The sequence below is a fragment of the Hyphomonas sp. UBA4494 genome (genome assembly GCF_002388935.1).
Taxonomy (GTDB): domain Bacteria; phylum Pseudomonadota; class Alphaproteobacteria; order Caulobacterales; family Hyphomonadaceae; genus Hyphomonas.
Genome location: NZ_DGNK01000022.1, coordinates 1 through 19,388, shown reverse-complemented (window position 1 = coordinate 19,388; position 19,388 = coordinate 1). Strand labels below are relative to the sequence as shown.

Below are 19,388 nucleotides of genomic sequence, written 5' to 3'. Positions count from 1 at the left end.
TCACCGTCACTTCACAAAAAAATGGCCGCGGCTGTGGATAGCCGCGGCCCTCAATTCGAATTTGCAGAAGACTATTCTTCGTCTTCGCCGCCGGCTTCGGCGCGCTCAGCAGCAGCTTCGGCGAGTTCGCCAGCCTGCTCTTCAGCGAGTTCCTGGTTTGCAGCCTGGAGCGAAGCAACGATGTCCTCGCCTTTCTCCTGGCGTTCAGCCTCTTCAGCGGAGCGGGCGATGTTCGCCTGAACCGTGACGGTGACTTCTGCGTGCAGGCGAATTGCAACGTCGTACAGGCCGATGGCCTTGATCGGACGGTTCAGGCGTACACCCGAGCGTGGTACGGCGTGACCTGCCGCTTCAGCCGCATCAGCAACGTCGCGAGCAGTAACCGACCCATAAAGTTGCCCCGTATCGCCAGCCTGGCGAATGAGCGTGAAGACGGTGCCGTTCAGCTTTTCAGCTTCGGACTCGGCATTTGCGCGAGCTTCTGCGTTACGAGCTTCAATGGCTTCGCGCTCAGACTCGAAGCGAGCCCGGTTACGATCATTGGCGAGCAGGGCTTTGCCCTGAGGGATCAGGAAGTTCCGGGCGAACCCGTTCTTCACATTCACTTCTTCGCCGATTTTGCCGAGGCGTTCGATGCGTTCAAGAAGGATGACTTGCATGTTCGTGTCTCCTTACTTCACTTCGAACGGAAGCAGGGCCAGCATGCGGGCGCGTTTGATCGCCTGAGCAAGCTTGCGCTGGTTCTTGAGGTTTACGGCCGTGATGCGGCTGGGCACGATTTTCCCTTTTTCAGAGATATAGCGCTGCAGCAGTTTCACGTCCTTGTAATCGATTTCCTGTGCGTTCTGACCGGTGAACGGGTCGACCTTGCGGCGACGTCCGAACGGACGGCGAGCAGGAATGTTCGTGATGTTCAGTTTCTGAGCCATTTCGAGTGTCCTTCCCTAGTCGCGACGACGGTCTTTGCGAGAGAGAACCGGCGACGGCTCATCACTCAGGGCTTCAACGCGGATCGTCATGTAGCGCATGACGTCGTCGGAGATGCGAAGGCGGCGTTCAAGTTCCTGAACTGCGTCGGCGGGGCCGTCGATGTTCAGAAGCGAGTAGTGCCCCTTGCGTTGTTTCTTGATTGGATAGGCCAGGTTGCGAAGACCCCAGTATTCGGTCTTGCCAACAGATGCGCCTTTTTCCTTGAGAAAGCCGCTCAATTCTTCGACAAAAGTCTCGACTTGAGCAGGCGAAATGTCAGGTCGTGTGATCACGACATGCTCATATAGTGCCATGTTTTCAGTCCCATAGTAGAGCCATGCGGCGCCAGACAGCGGGAAACTGCCGGGCGATGGCCCCTCTTCATCTGGCTCATTCCAAACTAACGAGGGCCGCATGCCTGCGAGTGAATGCGGGTGTAAAGCGCATTTGGGCCTGTTTTTCAAGCGCTTGCTTACATTCGCGGTCACCTTTAACCACGGGCGCAATTTGGAGAAACCAGACATGAAAAAATTCGCGCTGATCTTTCCTGGTCAAGGGAGCCAGGAAATCGGAATGGGCAAGTCGCTTGCGGAGGCCTTTCAGTCCGCACGCGATGTCTTTGCCGAGATTGATGAAGCCCTTGGACAGAATCTGTCTGGCCTCATGTGGGCCGGCGATATTGCCGAGTTGACCCTGACGGCAAATACTCAGCCTGCGCTCATGGCGCATAGTGTTGCCGCCGCCCGCGCTCTGGAAGCTGAGTTTGGCTTGTCGGCCAAAGACGCGGCCTATGTGGCGGGTCACTCCCTGGGCGAGTATTCTGCGCTTGCTGCTGCAGGCGCGCTTGGTGTGGCGGATACGGCGCGCCTCCTGCGCATTCGCGGCAATGCCATGCAGGCCGCCGTGCAGCCGGGAGAGGGTGCAATGGCAGCCTTGTTGGGAGCCGACATAAATCAGGCGGAAGCCGCCTGTGCAGCTGGACGCGAAACCGGCGGCGCCTGTGATATCGCGAACGACAATGCGCCGGGTCAGCTTGTCATATCTGGCCGCAAGGATGCGGTTGAAGCCGCCTGCGCGCAGGCGAAGGATAGCGGCGTCAAGAAAGCCATGCTTCTGAATGTTTCCGCACCGTTCCATTGCTCCCTGATGCAGTCAGCCGCTGATGCGATGGCCGAGGCGCTGGCCGAGGTGTCGATTGCGCAGCCGGTGAGTGAACTGGTCGCGAACGTGTCTGCAAGTGCTGTCACCGACCCGGACACGATCCGGAAGAACCTCGTCGCACAGGTCACAGGCCGTGTGCGCTGGACCGAGAGTGTGCAATTCATGGTCGCTCAGGGAGTTGAAGCGACGGGCGAAGCAGGCAATGGCAAGGTGCTGACGGTGATGCAACGCCGAATCGACAAGTCACTCAACGGTTTTACGCTCGGGACTCCCGAGGATCTCGAAGCCTTTGCAGAAGCAATGAAGGGATAGACAAGATGTTTGATCTTACGGGCCGTACGGCCCTCGTGACGGGTGCTTCCGGCGGAATTGGCCGCGCCATCGCACAAGCCTTGTCCGAAGCGGGCGCCAAAGTGGCTCTCTCCGGGACACGTGAGAACGTGCTGGAAGAAGTTGCCGGCACACTGAAAGGCGAGAGCGCCATCGTGCCCTGCAACCTGTCTGACGCGGAATCAGTCGATGGCCTTGTGGGCCGGGCTGAGGAAGCAATCGGCCCGCTCGACATTCTCGTCGCCAATGCCGGTATCACGCGCGACAAGCTGCTGATGCAGATGAAGGATGAAGACTGGAACGATGTTCTGTCGGTCAATCTGGGCAGTTATTTCCGCCTCACCAAGAGCTGTGTGCGAGGCATGATGAAGCGCCGCCACGGCCGGATTATCGGAATTACATCCATTGTCGGTGTTACCGGAAATCCGGGCCAAGCCAATTATAGCGCCTCCAAGGCTGGCATGATCGGATTTACCAAATCATTGGCCCAGGAAGTCGCCAGCCGCGGTATTACCGCCAATACGATTGCGCCCGGATTCATCGAATCACCCATGACGGAAGTGTTGCCGGAAATGCAGAAAGACGCCCTTTTGGGACAGATTCCTGCAGGTCGTCTCGGCCAGGGTGCAGACATTGCCGCTGCAGCCATTTATCTTGCTTCAGACCAGGCTGCATATGTCACGGGACAGACAATCCACGTGAATGGCGGCATGGCAATGATCTGATTTCACAACAGCAAGCCCCACTCATAGGACTTGGCGCTCGTCCCCAGTGTATGCTAGGCGCAACACAATGGTTCGAATCTGGGCCAGTCCTCAGGCATTTTCAGAGAGGTACTCATGTCTGACGTTCTAGAACGCGTTAAAAAAATTGTTGTCGATAATCTCGACGTGGATGGTGACAAAGTTGTTGAGAGCGCAAGCTTCATCGACGACCTCGGCGCTGACTCTCTTGACCTCGTCGAGCTGGTCATGGCTTTCGAGGAAGAGTTCAACATTGAGATCCCGGATGATGTGCAGGAATCTATCCGCACAGTTGGTGATGCGGTAACGCACATCAAAGCCCACATCTAAGATTTCCAGGATTTCTATGTCAGATCGCCGCGTTGTTATTACCGGAATCGGGATTGTTTCACCCTTGGCCGCTGGCCGTGAGGCAACCTGGGAGCGCCTGCTTGAAGGCAAATCTGGGGCTGGACGTATTGATACGTTCGATCCCGAAGATATGCCGTGCAAGATTGCGTTTCAGGTTCCGTGGGTAACAGGCCGCGGCGGCGGCGAAGGAGATCCCCATGCGTTTGATCCGGCCAAATTCGTCTCCCCAAAGGAGATGCGTCGGATCGACGAATTCATTCTTTATGCGATCGCTGCAGCAGACGAAGCTGTAGAGGATGCCGGATGGAAGCCCGAGGATGACGAAGGTCAGGAGCGCACTGGCGTTCTCATCGGGTCCGGTATCGGTGGTCTTGAGTCGATCTACAAGACTGCGATCACGCTTCATGAGAGCGGGCCGCGCAAGGTGAGCCCGTTCTTCATCCCTGCTGCTTTGATCAATCTGGCCTCTGGCCAGGTATCGATCCGGCACAAGTTCAAAGGCCCGAACCATTCCGTGGTTACGGCCTGCGCAACCGGCGCGCATGCAATCGGCGATTCAGCGCGTCTCATCAAATATGGTGATGCGGACGTAATGGTTGCCGGCGGTGCCGAGGCAGTCATCGGTCGTATAGGCATTGCGGGATTTTGCGCCGCCAAGGCCATGTCGACGAATTTCAATGATACGCCCGAGAAAGCCTCGCGCCCTTATGACAAGGATCGCGACGGATTCGTCATGGGTGAAGGCGCCGCCATCGTCGTGCTCGAAGAGTACGAGCATGCAAAGGCACGCGGTGCGAAGATCTACGCGGAAGTCGCAGGCTACGGCCTGACGGGTGACGCCTATCACATCACGGCCCCTGCTGAAGGCGCGGAGGGTGGATACCGTGCCATGAAGATGGCGCTCAAGCATTCCGGCATGGACCTGTCAGAGATCGACTACGTCAACGCCCACGGCACATCGACCCCGAAGGGGGATGAAGGTGAAGCCGGTGCCGTAGAGCGGGCCTTCGGCGAGCATGCCAAGAACATGTCCATGTCGTCGACCAAGTCGGCCGTAGGACACTTGCTCGGCGCTGCCGGAGCCATCGAGAGTGCGTTCTGCGCACTCGCGATCCGCGACCAGGTGATGCCGCCGACCTTGAACCTCGACAATCCGAGCTTCGAGACTGTTCTGGACCTGATCCCGCACAAGGCCAAGAAGGGCCGGGTGCGTGCGGCCATGTCCAACAGCTTCGGCTTTGGCGGCACGAACGCATCGCTGGTTCTCAAGGAAGTTCAGTAAGCCTGTTTCTCCGGGCTGGGGTTGGCATGTAGGCTGGCACAGTCAGGATTCGCGAGGCGTTCATGAAGTTCATCAAAGGCTTGCTCTCACTGCTGGTGCTCGTTCTCTTCTTGGGAGGCGTAGTGCTTGGCGGCAGTTGGCTCTGGTTCCAGAACGAAGTCTCAAAACCCGGCCCCTCCACAGAGCAGCATGTCTTCACGGTTGAGCCGGGGGAAACTCTGACACGGGTAGCCTTGCGGTTGGAGCAGGACGGTATTGTGCAGGACGACCGCCTGGTTCGCCTGAAGGCACGGCTCGATCGCACTGAACTTGCCATCAAGACCGGAGAATTCATTCTCGAGCCACGAGCGAGTGTGACAGACGTGATGGATGTCCTGATTGAGGGCAAATCGGTCCTCCACAAGATAACGCTGCCGGAAGGCCGGACCACGTCACAATTACTGAAAATCGTTGAAGCTGACCCGATCCTTACTGGCGAGATGCCGGAGACGGAAATCGGTGAAGGCACACTGCTCCCGGACACATACCTCTTTCAGCGCGGCACCACCCGCGCAGCACTGGTCGAGCGAATGCGTAAGGCCCAAGCTGATGTGTTGGCAGATCTATGGCCGAAACGCGCTGAAGGTCTGCCCATTTCAACGCCGGAAGAGGCGGTAATCCTTGCCTCCCTAGTCGAGAAGGAAACCGGTATCGCCGGAGAACGTCCGCAGATTGCCGGCCTGTTCGTTACACGCCTCAAGCGCGGCATGCGCCTTGAGAGCGACCCGACGATCATCTACGGAATTTCCAAGGGGAAGCCCCTGTATAATCGCCGGGGAGAGCGTCGAACGCTCTATCGATCCGAGATCGACCGGAAGACGGACTGGAATACGTATCAGATTGATGGTCTGCCAAAGACGCCGATCTGCAATCCGGGCCGGGAGGCAATTGCGGCCGTCCTGAACCCCGACGAGACAGGCCACATCTTTTTCGTGGCAGACGGCAAGGGCGGCCATTTGTTCGCGAAGACGCTGGCCGAGCACAATCGAAATGTCGCGGCCTATCGCAAATATGAACGCGAAGAAATCCAGAGGGAGCGGGCAGGGAAATGAATAACCTATCCGGCATGACCGGCTTTGCCCGCGTCACAGGGGAAGCGGAATGGGGCGCTTGGGCCTGGGAGGCCAAGAGCGTGAATGGGCGAGGACTGGATGTAAGGGTGAACACCCCTCCCGGGTTCGATGCGTTGGAACGTGTGGTCAAAGCCGCGGCTTCGAAACGGTTCAATCGCGGATCCCTTCAGGTCTCGCTCAGGATCGAGCTGAGCGAACAGGCGGGAGGCGCCACGATCGATCAGGCCTTGCTGGACACATTGCTGGCGGCGGCGGAACAAGCGCACGGCGTTGGCATTTCCAGCGAAGCCATCGCCACCCTGATGACCGTAAAAGGCGTTGTGGAAATCGGATCCACAAACATACGGGACGTTGCGGCGAATTCGGACGCGATGGCTGAACTTGAATCTGCTGCGGGCGCGGCGCTTGCGGAGTTGGACGAGGCACGTCAGGCTGAGGGGCGCGCGCTGAAAGCGATGCTGTCAGACTTGGTCGACGAACTGGTATCGGCGACGGACACCGCTATCTCGCTCGCAGGGGACCAGCCTGCATTGCTCAAGGCACGGCTTACGAAGCAATTGGAAGAATTGGGGGCAGACCAGCAGGTGGACCCGGAACGGCTGGCAGCCGAACTCGCGCTGACCGCTGCGAAGGCCGATGTCCGCGAGGAGCTGGACCGTTTGCTCGCACACTTCGACTCTGCGCGAAAACTGCTTTCCGGTGGCTCACCAGTGGGCCGGAAGCTTGATTTTCTCGCCCAGGAACTCAACCGTGAAGCCAATACGCTCTGCTCGAAATCTGTTAGCCTGGATTTGACGAATGCCGGACTCAGCCTCAAAGGAACCATAGACCAGTTCAAGGAGCAGGCAGCCAATGTCGAATAGTGGACATCCAAAGGATCATGGGCACCGCAGGGGACTCATGCTGGTTCTGTCGAGCCCCTCAGGTGCTGGCAAGACAACGCTCGCGAAAAAATTGATCGAAGAGTTCGACGATGTGAATCTGTCCGTGTCGGCGACCACGCGTCCACCACGTCCCGGCGAAAAGGACGGAAAAGACTATCACTTCCGGTCTGTCGACGAGTTTCATCACATGATCGAACGGCGGGAATTCCTGGAATGGGCGCACGTTTTCGACAAGTATTATGGGACGCCAAAGGCCGACACGGTCGCCAAGCTGGATGCGGGCGAGGATGTCTTGTTCGATGTGGACTGGCAGGGCGCAGATGCGCTGCACGACCAGATGCCAAACGATGTGGTTTCGGTATTCATTCTCCCACCCAGCATCAACGCGCTGGAACAACGTCTCGCGGCCCGACCCGGCTCGACCCCGGAGATTGTTGCCCGCCGCATGGACGATGCCAAACGGGAGATCATGCATTGGCGCCGCTATGACTATGTGATTGTGAACGATGATCTGGAAGTGGCCTATCAAAGGCTACGACGCATATTGCTGACCGAACGATTGAAACGGTTGCGTCAAATTGATCTTGAAGACCATGTGCGCACGCTTCTGGGAGAGGCGTGATGGAGCCGGAGGAGAAGCTTGGGAACGTAAAGGCTCGCCCAATTTGGTTGGTGGCGCTGATCCCGTTGCTCGGGATCGTCTGGGGCGCATGGTTTGTCGCCAAATACATCGCCTGAACAAATAAGCCCCGCAGCCAGGCTGCGGGGCTTTGTTCTGTAAGGCCTGAGATTATCAGGATTTCGACATGGCTTCCTGGAAGTTCTTGTCGACCGCTTCGATAAAGCCTTCAGTCGTCAGCCATTCCTGATCCGGACCGACGAGCAAGGCGAGGTCTTTCGTCATCTGGCCATTCTCGACCGTCTTGATGATGGTCTCTTCCAGCTTCTGGGCGAAGGCGCGTACGTCAGGCGTGTCATCCATACGACCGCGATGGTCGAGGCCGCGAGTCCAGGCAAAGATCGACGCAATGGAGTTCGTCGACGTTGCTTCGCCCTTCTGGTGGTTGCGGTAGTGACGTGTCACCGTGCCGTGTGCGGCTTCAGCTTCGACCGTGTTGCCATCTGGCGTCATCAGAACGGATGTCATCAGACCGAGCGAGCCGTAACCCTGGGCGACCGTGTCGGACTGGACATCGCCGTCATAGTTCTTACAAGCCCAGACATAGCCGCCGGACCATTTCATGGCCGCTGCGACCATGTCGTCGATCAGGCGATGTTCGTAAGTGCCGCCAAACTCGGCGAACTTGTCTGCGAATTCAGCATCGAACACTTCCTGGAAGATGTCTTTGAAGCGGCCATCATAGGCTTTCAGGATCGTGTTCTTGGTCGACAGGTAGACCGGCCATTTGCGCTGCAGGCCGTAGTTCAGGCTGGCGCGCGCGAAGTCACGGATGGACTCGTCGAGATTGTACATGCCCATGGCGATACCGGAGGAAGGGAAGTCGAAGACTTCGAATTCCTTAGAATCGGATCCGTCGGATGCTTCCCATTTCATGGTCAGCTTGCCCTTGCCGGGAACGAGGAAGTCCGTGGCTTTGTATTGGTCACCAAAGGCGTGACGACCAACCACAACCGGCTTCGTCCAGCCTGGCACCAAACGTGGGACGTTGGAGATCACGATTGGCTCGCGGAAGACTACGCCGCCGAGAATGTTACGGATCGTGCCATTTGGCGAACGCCACATCTTCTTCAGGCCAAACTCTTCAACGCGGGCTTCATCCGGTGTGATCGTGGCGCATTTGACAGCGACACCGTATTGTTTGGTTGCATTGGCTGCGTCGATGGTGATCTGGTCGTCCGTCTCATCACGCTTCTGGACCGACAGGTCGTAATATTTGAGGTCGATGTCGAGATAAGGATGGATCAGCCGGTCCTTGATCATCTGCCAGATGATGCGGGTCATTTCGTCCCCGTCCATCTCGACGATTGGATTTTTGACCTTGATTTTCGCCATGTTTGTATTCCCTGCGGTTGCACTATTCTCGCAGGGCTATAGCAGAGCCCACAGCCGCGTCAAAACAGGGAAAACCATGTCAGATCAGCGCAACCCCGCAATTATCCTTCATAGCCCCCAATTGGGCGAGAATATCGGCGCTGCGGCCCGTGTGATGCGCAATTTCGGACTGACCGACCTTCGTCTGGTTGCGCCGCGGGATGGCTGGCCGAATCCTGCAGCAGATACAATGTCTGCCGGGGCGTTCGAGTCGGGTGTAGTAGCGCGCGTCTTCGAGACTTTGCCAGAGGCGCTGGAGGGCATCACCTGGCTCGCAGCAGCTACGGCGCGCCTACGCGGCATCGAAAAGCGCGTCGGGGATGCGGGCGCAGCTGCGGATACGGCGTTCGAGCGATTGGGGGGCGGTCAGTCGGCCATCATGTTCGGCGCTGAGAAATCAGGCCTGCCGAACGATGCCGTGGCTGTTGCAGACTTCCTGATGACCTATCCGGTCGATCCGGAGTTCAAGAGCCTCAACCTTGCTCAAGCTGTCTGTGTGTTCTGCGCAGAGTGGGGAAAGCGCCGTGAGCAATCGGATCTGGTGATCTCTCAGGACAAGGCGAAACTGGGCGAGCCAGCCCCGCGAGATGAGCTCTTCCGCATGTTCGAGCATTTCGAAGAGGAGTTGGAACGCGCCGGCTATTTCTTCCCGCCGGAAAAGACACCGCTCATGAAAGACAATTTGCGTGCAGCTCTGGTCCGGGCTGACTGGACGCGGCAGGAAGTGCAGACTTTCCGAGGCGCGATCAAGGCGCTCGCGCTTGGCCGGGGCAAGGCGCGCGTCAATCGCGATGACTGAGCACTCGCCGAATGTTGCCATTATCGGCGCAGGACCCGCTGGCCTGATGGCAGCAGAAATCCTGTCAGACGCCGGGTATGCCGTTTCACTCTATGAAGCCATGCCCAGCCCGGCACGGAAATTCCTGATGGCTGGCAAGAGCGGCCTTAACATTACCAATATGCGCGAGGGGGAAGCATTTACCTCGCGGTTTCCAAGTGTGGCACCCATGCTGAAAACTGCCCTTGGCGAATTTGGGCCAGCAGCCATTGCGGAATGGATGCGGGCTCTCGGTGTCGAGGCGACAATTGGGCCAACGGGCCGGGTGTTCCCGGTACAAATGAAAGCATCGCCGCTCCTGAGGGCGTGGCTCGCACGGCTGCAGTCGCACGGCGTCCAGCTACATACACGGCATCGATGGGCGGGATGGAGCGACGATTTTAACATGATCTTTGACACTCCAGAGGGGCCAATATCTGTACAATCAGACGCACAGATATTTGCTCTGGGTGGAGGAAGCTGGAAGCGGCTCGGCTCGGATGGGAGTTGGCCATCTGTGTTCGCCGAGAGGGGCATACACACAGAGCCTTTCCGACAGTCCAATTGCGGCTTCATCGTCGACTGGTCAGACCGTGTCAGGACGGAATTTGTCGGAACGCCCGTGAAGAATGTTGCTGTTCGTTTCGGGGACCAGACCAGCCGGGAAGAATTCGTTGTGACCGACCGGGGCGTGGAAAGTGGTGCGATCTTCACGCTGTCACTCGCCGTACGCGACGGGCTGGAGAATAACGGGAAGGCGACTTTGGAGATTGATCTTGCGCCCGACCTCTCGGAGGAAGCTCTGGTCAGCCGTCTGAAACAAGACCGGGGAAAACAGTCACTTTCAAACCATCTCCGCAAAGCAGCAAACCTGAAAGGCGTGAAGCGCGCATTGTTGCTCGAGTTTGGTGGGTCGGATGTCTCCAATGAGCCGGAACGTCTGGCCCGACTGATCAAATGTCTGCCGATCCCGCTTGCAAAGCCTTTCCCGCTGGATGAAGCGATCTCCACGGCGGGCGGCGTCTCTTTCGATGTGCTGGACGATCAATTCATGGTGAAGGAACAGCCTGGCATGTTCTGCGCGGGCGAGATGCTGGACTGGGACGCGCCCACAGGCGGTTATCTGCTGACGGCCTGCATGGCCACCGGACGCGCGGCCGGAATGGGCGCGGTCCGGTGGCTCAGATCACAGGTATAGTCGTTAGCGGCCCTTCCAGACGGGCGCACGTTTTTCGATGAACGCTTTCGGGCCTTCCTTGAAGTCTTCCGTCCCGACGATGCCGGCAAATGCCTTGCCGCTGTCTTTCCAGAGCTCGTCATCCGTCTTGCTGGTCGCATCCATCGCCACGGCGCGGCTGGCGGCGACAGCGAGCGGTGCGTTGGCGGTGATCCTTGCGGCAAGCGCTTCGGCTTCGCCCATCACTTCGGATTCTGGCACAACCTTGTTGACCATACCGAGTTCATAGGCCCGCTGTGACGGAAGTGGGTCACCTGTCAGGATGGCTTCAAGCGCGACTGCGCGCCCGACAGCGCGGGGCAAGCGGAACAGGCCGCCAGCTCCGGCGACGAGGGAGCGTTTTACTTCCGGAAGACCGAAATTCGTGTTGTCCGCGCAAATGATCATGTCACACGAAAGGGCGATCTCGGTGCCGCCTGCGAGGGCAGATCCTGTAATGGCCGCGATCAGTGGCTTGGTCCGTTCGCGACGTGCGATTCCTGCAAACCCGCCTTTCTTCGTGGACAGGCCAGCACCATTCCCTGCGGAGATCTCCTTGAGGTCTGCGCCGGCACAAAATGCCTTGCCGACGGCAGTGAGAATGCCGACCCAGACTTCCGGATCAGATTCCATTTGGTCGATCGCGGCTTCCATAGTGCTTGCCATTTCGGCGTTGATGGCGTTGCGTGCCTCGGGTCGGTTCATGGTGATGATCGCGACATTGCCTTGTTTCTTGTACTCGACGGGCATGAGTGTCCTCCTTTGACGAAAGCCAGCGCTAACAGGCTTTCCCCAACGTTCTGCAAGACAGACTTCGATTTCATATTGCCAGCCCTTGGGGAAGCCGTTCGAGAGTTGGCTTATGGATTTGACATTGAGCCCCGAATACGCCGCGTTTCGTGACCAGGTCGCAGAAACGCTGAAAGCCAACGCCCATCTTGCGCCGGGCCCTGACGACAAGGGCCTGAAGCATCCGAAACGTCTCGCCTGGCAGGAGTTCCTGATCCGGGAAGGCCTGACGGCGCGTACCATTCCCACCGAATACGGCGGGTATGGCGCCGAGCCCGATATCCTGAAATCCCGGATCATTGCCGAAGAGTTCGCGCGTTCCGGGGTGCCACGGCCGCTCGCCGGTCAGGGCATTTCGATGCTGGTGCCGACATTGCTTGAACTCGGAACACCGGAACAGAAAGAGGCGTACATTGAGCGGACGCTCAAGGGAGAGCTGATCTGGTGCCAAGGGTATTCGGAGCCGGGCGCGGGATCTGATCTTGCGGCGCTGCGCACGCGCGCAGTCGAGGATGGCGATGACTTCGTCATCAATGGTCAGAAGATCTGGACCTCCACGGCGCGCCAGGCCGACATGATGTTCTGTCTCGTCCGAACTGATCCGGATGCCAAGAAGCATCATGGCATCACCTATATCCTGTTCCCGATGGATACGCCCGGCATCGAAGTCCGCCCACTTGTCGATATGACCGGTTCGGCAAACTTCAACGAGGTCTTCTTCACCGATGTACGAGTGCCGAAAAGCGGCGTCGTGTTCGAGGTGAACAAGGGCTGGCAAGTCGCTAACGCAACGCTCACTCACGAGCGGGGCATGCTGGGGGACCCTAGTGCCACCAAGTCCCGGTTCATCGAGCTGGTCGAGCTGATGAAGGTTGAAACCGTAAACGGGCAACGCCTGATCGAAAATCCGGTGCTCCGTGATCGGCTCATGACGCTGCAGGCCGAAGTCTACGCCATGCAGGCCAATGGGCTGCGGATCACGACAAACAGGCTCAAGGGTGAGGCGGCTGGCTTGGCGGGATTGGTCGTAAAGCTGCAGGGCTGCGAACTCAATCACCAGATCGCGGCCTTGGCCATCGATGCGCTGGGCGAACTTGGCATCCTCTATGAGGAGGGCGAGCATTTGAGGTCCGGCGGGACCTGGCAGTGGCGCTACATGTATGATCTCGGACTGATCATCGGTGGCGGTACGGCTCAGATTCAGAAGAACATTATTGCGGAACGCGGGCTTGGCATGCCGCGCGAACCGCGGCTGGCAAGGAGTTAAGACAATGGAATTCGGACTCTCAGAAGACCAGGTGATGTTGCAGGAAACTGTTCGCCGTTTCGTCGCGGAAGAGGTGTCGCTCGATCTTGTTCGCCAGATTGCAGAGGGCGAAATCCAAGTCGCTGAAACGCTTGCTGAGAAACTTACCGCGCTCGGTCTTGATGGGCTACTTGTGCCCGAGAAAGATGGAGGGTCGGGGCTCGGTGTGCTCGACGCGGCCCTTGTCCAGGAGTGCTTCGGATACGGTATTGTTCCCGCACGTTTTTTATCGAACTCTGTCGCAGCCTATGCGTTGCGTTACTCTGGTTCCAGCATTCTGAACGACATCGCGAACAACGATGCGCGCTTCGGCATAGCCCTTAACGATTTTCTTTCGAGACGAGATGGTTCTGACCTGTCGATTCGTGCTGAGGCCGTCTCCGGGGCATCACTCATGGCCATGGACGTCGCGAGTTCGACTCACTTGCTTTTTCTGGCGAATGAAAAGGTCCGGATTGGTCAGGCCGGTTCCATGGAAAAGGTCAAGACCATCGACCGTACGCGTGAATTTTCAAAGGTCACAATTACCTCGTTCGAGAAGCAAATTGCGGGAGCCGAAATTGAAAAGACGTTCGCCGTAGCTTGCATTCTTCTTGCCGCCGATACGCTCGGTGCCGCCCAATGCATGTTGGACAAGGCCGTTGCCTATGCGGGGGATCGCCAGCAGTTCGGTCGCGTGATTGGCTCTTTTCAGGCGGTGAAGCATCTTTGCGCTGAAATGGCGGCGAAACTTGAACCCGCACGCGCGTTGATATGGCACGCCGCTCATGCGTTGGACGTTGAGGATGACGAAGCGCTAGCGATGGCGTTTCTCGCCAAGGCGCATATGGCAGAAGTCGGAACCTTCATCGCCAAAACGTCTACGGAAGTACATGGCGGAATGGGCTTCACGGATCTCGTCGGCCTGCATTACTGGTACAAACGAATTGGTGTGAACCGCCAGATCATGGGGTCGCCAATGGCGCTCAGGGAACTGGCCGCCCATCAGCAGGGGCTGGTCGCATAGGTCAACACATACGCGTGACATCAACTTGACGGAACCATTCGCCTTGCTCGGCTGAGAAAATGTGGTGGAGCCACTCCAGAAAGCAACCTCCATTTTTTAGCTTTCTGACGCGTGGCGTATGGTAGAGCCAGATGTCGATCGCGGGAGATCGAGGCGCCGGACATACAACGAGATCGGGAAAACGATCAGCTATGTGGGTAGGTAACAAGGCTGGCGCTATCGCGAACTTGCAGAATGAAATCATTGTTTCCAATGTGTTCATGCGGCGCATCATGTCGAGACCGGGGAAGCTGTTTCCAGAGCTCTGAAGAAGTTCAGAGTAGGGACTATGGACAAGAGCTTTTCTCCTTGCCAGGTCGGATAGTGACGATGGCATTGCGTGATCCATTTCCCATTCGGCCGATACGAAGCCGGCATAGTGCGATCTGCCAATACGACTGACCATCAGGTCAGACTCGGTTGGTCGCAGCCCTTGAATGGCGATGTCTCCCGCCAGGTCGTGAAAATCAGATGGTGAATCGCTGATTGTGAGGTCGACGATCGTGTCGGGATTGCTCAGTTGGAACTGCGCAAGACGAGGTGCGATCCAGTAAAGAGCTATCGCCTCACTGCAGACAAGCTGGATGTGCGTTCCTGAATCATTTGCTGCACTACAGACTTCGTTCTGAGCGGCTTCGATCGTGTCCGCGACAAGGTCGGCGTGTCGCAGTAGCGCGACTCCCGCCTTCGTCAGGATTACCCCCGTGTGGTTCCGCCTGAATAGCTCTGTATGCAGCGTGGATTCGAGCTCGGTTATCCTGCGGCTGATCGTTGGCAATGAGACTCCTAGCAGGGATGCGGCAGCGCTCATACTACAAGTCCGTGCCACCGCGCGGAAGATTCTCAACCGGTCCCAGTCAAACTGATCGAATGAGCCTTGACTGCCTTGCGCGTGTGAAAGCCCCCGTTTCATTTTGTGCTGAAGTCACCCGCCCAGATTCATGTCAAGAAAATTAACCATATAATGGAGAATTTTCATGAATGCAACTCAGGCTAGAATTATGGTTAAGGCGGATATTGAACCTGAGGTACTTGCTGCGCGGGCAAGAGATTTCGGGTTTCGGCTCGCGAACCGCGACGAGCTCCAAGCCGCCGTTTCCATGGCGGAATCGCTGATTGACGGAAAGCTAGCGTCAGTCGATGCGATTTCGGCGATGAACGTTCAAACCGGTATGACGGCATGGGTGACAGGAGATCCGGTTGACGGCATCTTCCTGACCATACCGCTATCCGCAGATGGCGAAGCTGCTGTCAGGAATGGTTCTTATTTGCCTGCGGCGCCGTCGTCTGAGCATTTGGCAACGCAGGGCAAGGATATCGCGGCATTCTATGTCGGTGTCTATGCGGGCAGTTCGCGGGAAGCGCGCAAAAAAATCATGACGGCGTCCGCTGTTCTTCGTGTGGAAATGTTCGGTGTGTTTCCCGCCTATGCGCGAGGCGCCACGGAGGACGGACGGCGCTCCATGTTGAGCTTGGGGTTTCAAGAATTTGAAGGGGGGCTCCCAGATTTGTTTATCCAGCCGCCATTCCAGACGGTTTTGGATCAGGCATCATGAGCCATATCCAAAACAAGATCGGAGAGTCTGTGCTTCTCCGCCGCGTGCCGCCTGAAGCTTATCTCGAATACTCAACAGAAATTGTAAGAACTCTCGATGGTTTCCATCAGATCAGCGCCATTCGATCTGCCGTCTTTCTCAGCGAACAGGATTGTCCATATGAGGAAGAATTTGACGGCAACGACTTCTGCGCAACACATCTCCTTCTGAAGGCGAAAGGGCGTCCGGTCGGGACATTACGCATTCGCTGGTTCGCGGAGTTTGCGAAGCTGGAACGGATCGCCTTGCTGCCGTGTGAGCGCGGGCGCATTGGATTGCGTGTACTCTTGGCAACCGGTTTCGAGATGGTTTCGCGTAAAGGGTATGAGAGGATGATTGGCCAAATTCAGTCGCGCCTCTGGCCGGTCTGGTCCCGAACCTTCAAATGTCGTTTGATTGAGGGTCGACCGGCTTTCTGGTTCTCGGATTACGAATATCGCGAGATCGAAATCCCAATTCCCCGCCATCCGTTAGCGCTGCGAATGCAAGAAGACCCTTACCGCATCATCCGCCCTGAGGGTGCATGGGACGAACCCGGCATTCTGGAAACCTCGGTCGCCAGATCGCAATCCGATGAACAAGCGGCATGAATGTGCGGAAAGTCTGGAATGGTGCCCGGGGGCGGAATCGAACCACCGACACGCGGATTTTCAATCCGCTGCTCTACCCCTGAGCTACCCGGGCGGGCCACTGGGGAAGCGCGGTATCTAACGAAGGGTTTTGAACTTGTCCATGCTGTTTTCAGTCATCCTCTGACATCTCTTGACCAGGCACCTCATTTGCCACATCCGCCGGTGCGCCTGGAATGGCATATCCTTCAGACAACCATTTGTTCAGGTCGACATCGGCGCAGCGTTTTGAACAGAAGGGCCGGTACTGCGCAGAGACAGGATTCTTGCGGCATTGGGAACATTTCGGTTGGACGGATTTGGGGGACACAGGTTTACTCATGCGGTCTGATATACTGAGGGCATCGGCTTCGTCGAGGCAAGATATGTGAAACGTTGACCATACTTGTCTGACAGCTTGTCCAGAAGGGGCGCACCCGTCTTGTCCAGCCAGACCTTGGCCTGGCCTGGCAATTCAAGGGTCAGCCTGTGCATCGGATTTTGCCTGGCTGTGCGCTCCAATAGTCTCAACCCCGTCAGCGCAAGTGTCTCGTCGGTAGGGTTACCGAAAGCATCGAGCATGCGTTCATGAAGCGGCGTTTCGCGCCAAGGCAGCGCGACTTCCATCAAGCCAAGTTGGGACGGTGCCAGGACGGTGGCGGTATGAAGACCAAACTCTGCCAGGCAGGACTTCATCGTATCCTGAACCTTCTTGCGAGATCCGGTATTGAGGGGCGCGACACAATCAAGGATGACAAGACCGCCGAGGCTACGGAGGCCTACCTGTCGGGCCAGCTCTCGGGCAGCATCAAGATTGAGCTGAAGCGCGCGGCTCGCCGCGCTACCCTTGCTTTGCCGCCCGGCGCTATCAATATCGACCACTGTCAGAGCCCTGGCACGCTCGATGCACAGACGCCCACCCTTCGGGATGGTCACAACTGCCGACGAGGCTTCGTCAAATGCCGCTTGAATGCGGTCATCGCCGATCTCCACATCGTGAATTGGTGCATCGCGCCATGAGTTGTTGTCTGCTGCTGGAGTGCGCGTGTCGGTCATCGACACGCGAGGCAGCTTATCTTTTCGTGCCTCTGCCATGACCGTCACGTCTACAGACTGACCTTCTGTAAGTCCGTGGTCTGCTGGCAGGCGCAGGAACGCCTCAGCCTTGCCGGCCGTCTCGACAAATGCGCCGCCTTGTTCGGGTTGTAGCGATCGGATCCGGGCAGGGGCCTGCGCGCCCAGGGTCAGCCGTGTCTCGCTGTCGGACCAACGTGTGATCTTGAGTGCGACAGGACGGCCCGTATCGTCCAGCAAGACTTGGCGCGTTTCGCCAATACAGACTTCGCGCAGGATTCGGATCGGTTAATCCCCCGCAATCATGGCGATTAGGGCTGACGTAACCGCGTCGTCCGCCGCTGCGGTACCTTCGACTGCTGGCTTGAGACGTGATGCCATCGTCTTGCCTCGTTCCACACCCCATTGGTCAAACGGGTTGAGCTGCCACAAATGCCCGGCGAGATAGGTCCGATGCTCATACAGGGCCACCAGTGCGCCGAATGCCGCTGGCCCGAACGTATTGTGCACGAGGAAGGTGGATGCGCGACCACCCGCATGGACCTTCTGGCCTGCGACTTCGTCTGACAAACCAGGCTCTTCCTGTTTTACTTCATCGAAGCTCCGTCCATTCGCGAGCACTTCGGCCTGCGCCAAGGCATGAGCTGTCAGAGCGTTAATGCCTTCCGGATCCCGGTTGCGATCTGGAGCGAGGATGAATTCGCAAGGCACGTGTTGTGAGCCCTGATGTAGCCATTGATGGTAGGAGTGCTGGCCAACCGATCCTTCGCCGCCCCAGAGCGCCGGAGCGGTTGCACCAGATACCATTGTGCCCGTCGGGCCAACCGTCTTGCCATTCGATTCCATTTCAAGCTGTTGCAGATAGGTCGGCAACATTCGCAACCGGTTCGCATATGCGAGCAGGACGCGCATCTTTTCGTTCCGAATTGTCGCGTTCCAATAGTCGAGCAGGGCCAGGCGCATGGCGGCATTCTCTTCGAGTGGAGCCGACCGGACATGCGCATCCATCTCGGCGGCGCCTTTCAATATGCCCTCGAACGTGTCTGCGCCGAGATAGATCATGCAAGCCAGTGATGCTGCCGACCAGAGCGAGAAACGCCCACCCACTGACAGGGGCATATCAAACACATGTGCTTCTCGGCCGTTCAGCCAAGCCTTGGCGCGATCCGGATTTGCTGTAACCAACGCGAGATGCTGTTGCGATTGATCGCCAACAGATTCTTCAAGCCATGTCCGGGCTCGGGCGAGATTGTAGAGGGTCTCCTCGGTACCAAAGGATTTGGAGACGCCGATGACCAGCGTGCGCGTTGGGTCGAGCCCATGCATGGCGCGGTCCAGGTCAAAGGGGTCGACATTCGCGCAGAAGCGGAGATCGATATTGCCAGAGGCTTTGTCCTCAAACGCGTCGGCGATCAGGCGAGGTCCGAAATCAGACCCGCCGATGCCGATGTGGAGAACGGCATTGAAAGGTAGGCCAGTCGAACTCGTCACGCTGCCTGACACAACATCCCGCGCAAAGGAGAGGGCGGGCAGAACGCTTTGCCTGACTGTCTCGGCCTCGCCTGACAATTCGGACTGCGCGCGCAACGCCCAATGCAGGGCGGGACGACTCTCCGAAGGGTTCACGATATCACCAGCGAACAAGCTGTCTGCAGCCGATTGAAGGTCGGAGACACGCCCAAACTGAAGCAATCCTGCTTCTGCTTCGGCGTCCAGATAGTGTCGGGAAAGGTCAATGGACCAACCTGCGGCGCGCAGCGGAGTAGAAGATGCACGCGCATCTGCGAGCGCCTTCAGAGAAGTCTGGCTTACCCGGTCGGCATGAGGCTTGAGGTCGGTGGTCATGTCATTGTCCTAGCGTAAGTTCTGGCTGTTTCCGCTTATCCGGGGTTTCCGACCGGGGCAAGACTGGAAACTAGACCGCAGTGAACTGGCATTTGCGTGCTTGAAACCCACGCCGCACATGGCTATGAGGCGCGTTTAACAGGCTATTCGGCCTGGTGTTCATGCGTCCGGCGGGCCGGACACCTAATTTGAATAAAGGAGAGGCCCG

Annotated in this window: 22 protein-coding genes and 1 tRNA gene; 13 read left to right on the top strand and 10 right to left on the bottom strand. The window is 57.7% G+C overall.

The annotated features are described in order from the left end of the window. Positions 1 to 71: 71 nt before the first annotated feature. From rplI to rpsF, 3 genes are read right to left on the bottom strand one after another with little or no spacing between them, the layout of a single operon-like run. Positions 72 to 659: a 50S ribosomal protein L9 gene (rplI, locus tag B2P82_RS08260; protein WP_034815383.1), complete on the bottom strand. Its 588-nt coding sequence runs from the start codon at positions 657 to 659 to the stop codon at positions 72 to 74. Positions 660 to 671: 12 nt separating this feature from the next. Continuing rightward, the gene (gene rpsR / locus B2P82_RS08255; protein ID WP_034815380.1) at positions 672 to 929 is read right to left on the bottom strand and encodes a 30S ribosomal protein S18; all 258 of its coding nucleotides are present in this window, start codon (positions 927 to 929) and stop codon (positions 672 to 674) included. Positions 930 to 944: 15 nt separating this feature from the next. Beyond that, positions 945 to 1,283, bottom strand: coding sequence for a 30S ribosomal protein S6 (gene rpsF / locus B2P82_RS08250; RefSeq protein WP_034815377.1), 339 nt, complete (start codon positions 1,281 to 1,283; stop codon positions 945 to 947). Positions 1,284 to 1,491: 208 nt separating this feature from the next. Between rpsF and fabD the strand changes: the two genes are divergently transcribed. The 7 genes from fabD (at position 1,492) to gmk (ending at position 7,454) form a co-directional block, all read left to right on the top strand. Next, positions 1,492 to 2,442 (top strand): ACP S-malonyltransferase, encoded by a 951-nt coding sequence (gene fabD / locus B2P82_RS08245; protein ID WP_290496381.1) that lies wholly within the window; start codon positions 1,492 to 1,494, stop codon positions 2,440 to 2,442. A 5-nt stretch (positions 2,443 to 2,447) separates the two neighbouring features. Then, the gene (gene fabG, locus B2P82_RS08240; RefSeq protein WP_290496379.1) at positions 2,448 to 3,185 is read left to right on the top strand and encodes a 3-oxoacyl-[acyl-carrier-protein] reductase; all 738 of its coding nucleotides are present in this window, start codon (positions 2,448 to 2,450) and stop codon (positions 3,183 to 3,185) included. A 114-nt stretch (positions 3,186 to 3,299) separates the two neighbouring features. Next, the gene (locus B2P82_RS08235; RefSeq protein WP_027839729.1) at positions 3,300 to 3,533 is read left to right on the top strand and encodes an acyl carrier protein; all 234 of its coding nucleotides are present in this window, start codon (positions 3,300 to 3,302) and stop codon (positions 3,531 to 3,533) included. A 16-nt stretch (positions 3,534 to 3,549) separates the two neighbouring features. Further along, positions 3,550 to 4,836 carry a beta-ketoacyl-ACP synthase II gene (gene fabF / locus B2P82_RS08230; protein WP_290485007.1) on the top strand — a complete coding sequence of 429 codons (1,287 nt, stop codon included), beginning with the start codon at positions 3,550 to 3,552 and terminating at the stop codon, positions 4,834 to 4,836. A gap of 62 nt (positions 4,837 to 4,898) precedes the next feature. Beyond that, the gene (mltG, locus tag B2P82_RS08225; protein WP_290496377.1) at positions 4,899 to 5,927 is read left to right on the top strand and encodes an endolytic transglycosylase MltG; all 1,029 of its coding nucleotides are present in this window, start codon (positions 4,899 to 4,901) and stop codon (positions 5,925 to 5,927) included. Further along, complete coding sequence (locus B2P82_RS08220) at positions 5,924 to 6,811, top strand: YicC/YloC family endoribonuclease (protein ID WP_290496375.1); 888 nt, start codon at positions 5,924 to 5,926, stop codon at positions 6,809 to 6,811. The genes mltG and B2P82_RS08220 overlap by 4 nt, the downstream gene beginning before the upstream one ends. Further along, positions 6,801 to 7,454 carry a guanylate kinase gene (gene gmk, locus B2P82_RS08215; RefSeq protein WP_290496373.1) on the top strand — a complete coding sequence of 218 codons (654 nt, stop codon included), beginning with the start codon at positions 6,801 to 6,803 and terminating at the stop codon, positions 7,452 to 7,454. The genes B2P82_RS08220 and gmk overlap by 11 nt, the downstream gene beginning before the upstream one ends. A gap of 171 nt (positions 7,455 to 7,625) precedes the next feature. Here the strand turns inward: gmk and B2P82_RS08210 are convergent, their stop codons facing one another. Further along, on the bottom strand, positions 7,626 to 8,846 hold the full coding sequence (locus B2P82_RS08210) for an NADP-dependent isocitrate dehydrogenase (protein ID WP_034815359.1): 1,221 nt from the start codon (positions 8,844 to 8,846) through the stop codon (positions 7,626 to 7,628). 76 nt (positions 8,847 to 8,922) lie between these two features. On the opposite strand from B2P82_RS08210, the gene B2P82_RS08205 reads away from it, so the two are divergent. Both B2P82_RS08205 and B2P82_RS08200 read left to right on the top strand, forming a co-directional pair. Continuing rightward, entirely contained in the window at positions 8,923 to 9,684 is a 762-nt protein-coding gene (locus B2P82_RS08205; protein ID WP_290496371.1) for an RNA methyltransferase, read from the top strand. Next, positions 9,677 to 10,900 carry a TIGR03862 family flavoprotein gene (locus tag B2P82_RS08200; protein WP_290496369.1) on the top strand — a complete coding sequence of 408 codons (1,224 nt, stop codon included), beginning with the start codon at positions 9,677 to 9,679 and terminating at the stop codon, positions 10,898 to 10,900. Before B2P82_RS08205 ends, B2P82_RS08200 begins: the two co-directional genes overlap by 8 nt. 3 nt (positions 10,901 to 10,903) lie before the next feature. On the opposite strand, the gene B2P82_RS08195 is transcribed toward B2P82_RS08200, so the two are convergent. After that, entirely contained in the window at positions 10,904 to 11,668 is a 765-nt protein-coding gene (locus B2P82_RS08195) for a crotonase/enoyl-CoA hydratase family protein (protein ID WP_206990523.1), read from the bottom strand. Positions 11,669 to 11,780: 112 nt separating this feature from the next. Between B2P82_RS08195 and B2P82_RS08190 the strand changes: the two genes are divergently transcribed. Both B2P82_RS08190 and B2P82_RS08185 read left to right on the top strand, forming a co-directional pair. Further along, the gene (locus tag B2P82_RS08190) at positions 11,781 to 12,974 is read left to right on the top strand and encodes an acyl-CoA dehydrogenase family protein (protein ID WP_290496367.1); all 1,194 of its coding nucleotides are present in this window, start codon (positions 11,781 to 11,783) and stop codon (positions 12,972 to 12,974) included. A 4-nt stretch (positions 12,975 to 12,978) separates the two neighbouring features. Then, complete coding sequence (locus tag B2P82_RS08185) at positions 12,979 to 14,019, top strand: acyl-CoA dehydrogenase family protein (protein ID WP_290496365.1); 1,041 nt, start codon at positions 12,979 to 12,981, stop codon at positions 14,017 to 14,019. A gap of 1 nt (position 14,020) precedes the next feature. On the opposite strand, the gene B2P82_RS08180 is transcribed toward B2P82_RS08185, so the two are convergent. Next, complete coding sequence (locus B2P82_RS08180; protein ID WP_290496363.1) at positions 14,021 to 14,971, bottom strand: LysR family transcriptional regulator; 951 nt, start codon at positions 14,969 to 14,971, stop codon at positions 14,021 to 14,023. Between the two features lie 88 nt (positions 14,972 to 15,059). On the opposite strand from B2P82_RS08180, the gene B2P82_RS08175 reads away from it, so the two are divergent. Beyond that, positions 15,060 to 15,614 carry a hypothetical protein gene (locus B2P82_RS08175; RefSeq protein ID WP_290496362.1) on the top strand — a complete coding sequence of 185 codons (555 nt, stop codon included), beginning with the start codon at positions 15,060 to 15,062 and terminating at the stop codon, positions 15,612 to 15,614. Further along, positions 15,611 to 16,243, top strand: coding sequence for a GNAT family N-acetyltransferase (locus tag B2P82_RS08170; RefSeq protein ID WP_290496360.1), 633 nt, complete (start codon positions 15,611 to 15,613; stop codon positions 16,241 to 16,243). Before B2P82_RS08175 ends, B2P82_RS08170 begins: the two co-directional genes overlap by 4 nt. A 19-nt stretch (positions 16,244 to 16,262) precedes the next feature. Here the strand turns inward: B2P82_RS08170 and B2P82_RS08165 are convergent. The 4 genes from B2P82_RS08165 to pgi all read right to left on the bottom strand — a co-directional run bounded on the left by B2P82_RS08165 (position 16,263) and on the right by pgi (position 19,180). Beyond that, positions 16,263 to 16,337: transfer RNA gene (locus B2P82_RS08165), tRNA-Phe, on the bottom strand. 57 nt (positions 16,338 to 16,394) lie between these two features. Next, the gene (locus tag B2P82_RS08160) at positions 16,395 to 16,604 is read right to left on the bottom strand and encodes a DNA gyrase inhibitor YacG (protein WP_290496358.1); all 210 of its coding nucleotides are present in this window, start codon (positions 16,602 to 16,604) and stop codon (positions 16,395 to 16,397) included. Continuing rightward, positions 16,601 to 17,575, bottom strand: coding sequence for a ribonuclease E/G (locus B2P82_RS08155; protein WP_290496356.1), 975 nt, complete (start codon positions 17,573 to 17,575; stop codon positions 16,601 to 16,603). Before B2P82_RS08155 ends, B2P82_RS08160 begins: the two co-directional genes overlap by 4 nt. 48 nt (positions 17,576 to 17,623) lie before the next feature. Further along, the gene (pgi, locus tag B2P82_RS08150; RefSeq protein WP_290496354.1) at positions 17,624 to 19,180 is read right to left on the bottom strand and encodes a glucose-6-phosphate isomerase; all 1,557 of its coding nucleotides are present in this window, start codon (positions 19,178 to 19,180) and stop codon (positions 17,624 to 17,626) included. Positions 19,181 to 19,388: the final 208 nt, after the last annotated feature.

Coding starts and splice junctions, on each gene's coding strand:
- rplI (WP_034815383.1), bottom strand. CDS start 659: ATGCAAGTCATCCTTCTTGAACGCATCGAACGCCTCGGCAAAATCGGC.
- rpsR (WP_034815380.1), bottom strand. CDS start 929: ATGGCTCAGAAACTGAACATCACGAACATTCCTGCTCGCCGTCCGTTC.
- rpsF (WP_034815377.1), bottom strand. CDS start 1,283: ATGGCACTATATGAGCATGTCGTGATCACACGACCTGACATTTCGCCT.
- fabD (WP_290496381.1), top strand. CDS start 1,492: ATGAAAAAATTCGCGCTGATCTTTCCTGGTCAAGGGAGCCAGGAAATC.
- fabG (WP_290496379.1), top strand. CDS start 2,448: ATGTTTGATCTTACGGGCCGTACGGCCCTCGTGACGGGTGCTTCCGGC.
- B2P82_RS08235 (WP_027839729.1), top strand. CDS start 3,300: ATGTCTGACGTTCTAGAACGCGTTAAAAAAATTGTTGTCGATAATCTC.
- fabF (WP_290485007.1), top strand. CDS start 3,550: ATGTCAGATCGCCGCGTTGTTATTACCGGAATCGGGATTGTTTCACCC.
- mltG (WP_290496377.1), top strand. CDS start 4,899: ATGAAGTTCATCAAAGGCTTGCTCTCACTGCTGGTGCTCGTTCTCTTC.
- B2P82_RS08220 (WP_290496375.1), top strand. CDS start 5,924: ATGAATAACCTATCCGGCATGACCGGCTTTGCCCGCGTCACAGGGGAA.
- gmk (WP_290496373.1), top strand. CDS start 6,801: ATGTCGAATAGTGGACATCCAAAGGATCATGGGCACCGCAGGGGACTC.
- B2P82_RS08210 (WP_034815359.1), bottom strand. CDS start 8,846: ATGGCGAAAATCAAGGTCAAAAATCCAATCGTCGAGATGGACGGGGAC.
- B2P82_RS08205 (WP_290496371.1), top strand. CDS start 8,923: ATGTCAGATCAGCGCAACCCCGCAATTATCCTTCATAGCCCCCAATTG.
- B2P82_RS08200 (WP_290496369.1), top strand. CDS start 9,677: ATGACTGAGCACTCGCCGAATGTTGCCATTATCGGCGCAGGACCCGCT.
- B2P82_RS08195 (WP_206990523.1), bottom strand. CDS start 11,668: ATGCCCGTCGAGTACAAGAAACAAGGCAATGTCGCGATCATCACCATG.
- B2P82_RS08190 (WP_290496367.1), top strand. CDS start 11,781: ATGGATTTGACATTGAGCCCCGAATACGCCGCGTTTCGTGACCAGGTC.
- B2P82_RS08185 (WP_290496365.1), top strand. CDS start 12,979: ATGGAATTCGGACTCTCAGAAGACCAGGTGATGTTGCAGGAAACTGTT.
- B2P82_RS08180 (WP_290496363.1), bottom strand. CDS start 14,971: ATGAAACGGGGGCTTTCACACGCGCAAGGCAGTCAAGGCTCATTCGAT.
- B2P82_RS08175 (WP_290496362.1), top strand. CDS start 15,060: ATGGTTAAGGCGGATATTGAACCTGAGGTACTTGCTGCGCGGGCAAGA.
- B2P82_RS08170 (WP_290496360.1), top strand. CDS start 15,611: ATGAGCCATATCCAAAACAAGATCGGAGAGTCTGTGCTTCTCCGCCGC.
- B2P82_RS08160 (WP_290496358.1), bottom strand. CDS start 16,604: ATGAGTAAACCTGTGTCCCCCAAATCCGTCCAACCGAAATGTTCCCAA.
- pgi (WP_290496354.1), bottom strand. CDS start 19,180: ATGACCACCGACCTCAAGCCTCATGCCGACCGGGTAAGCCAGACTTCT.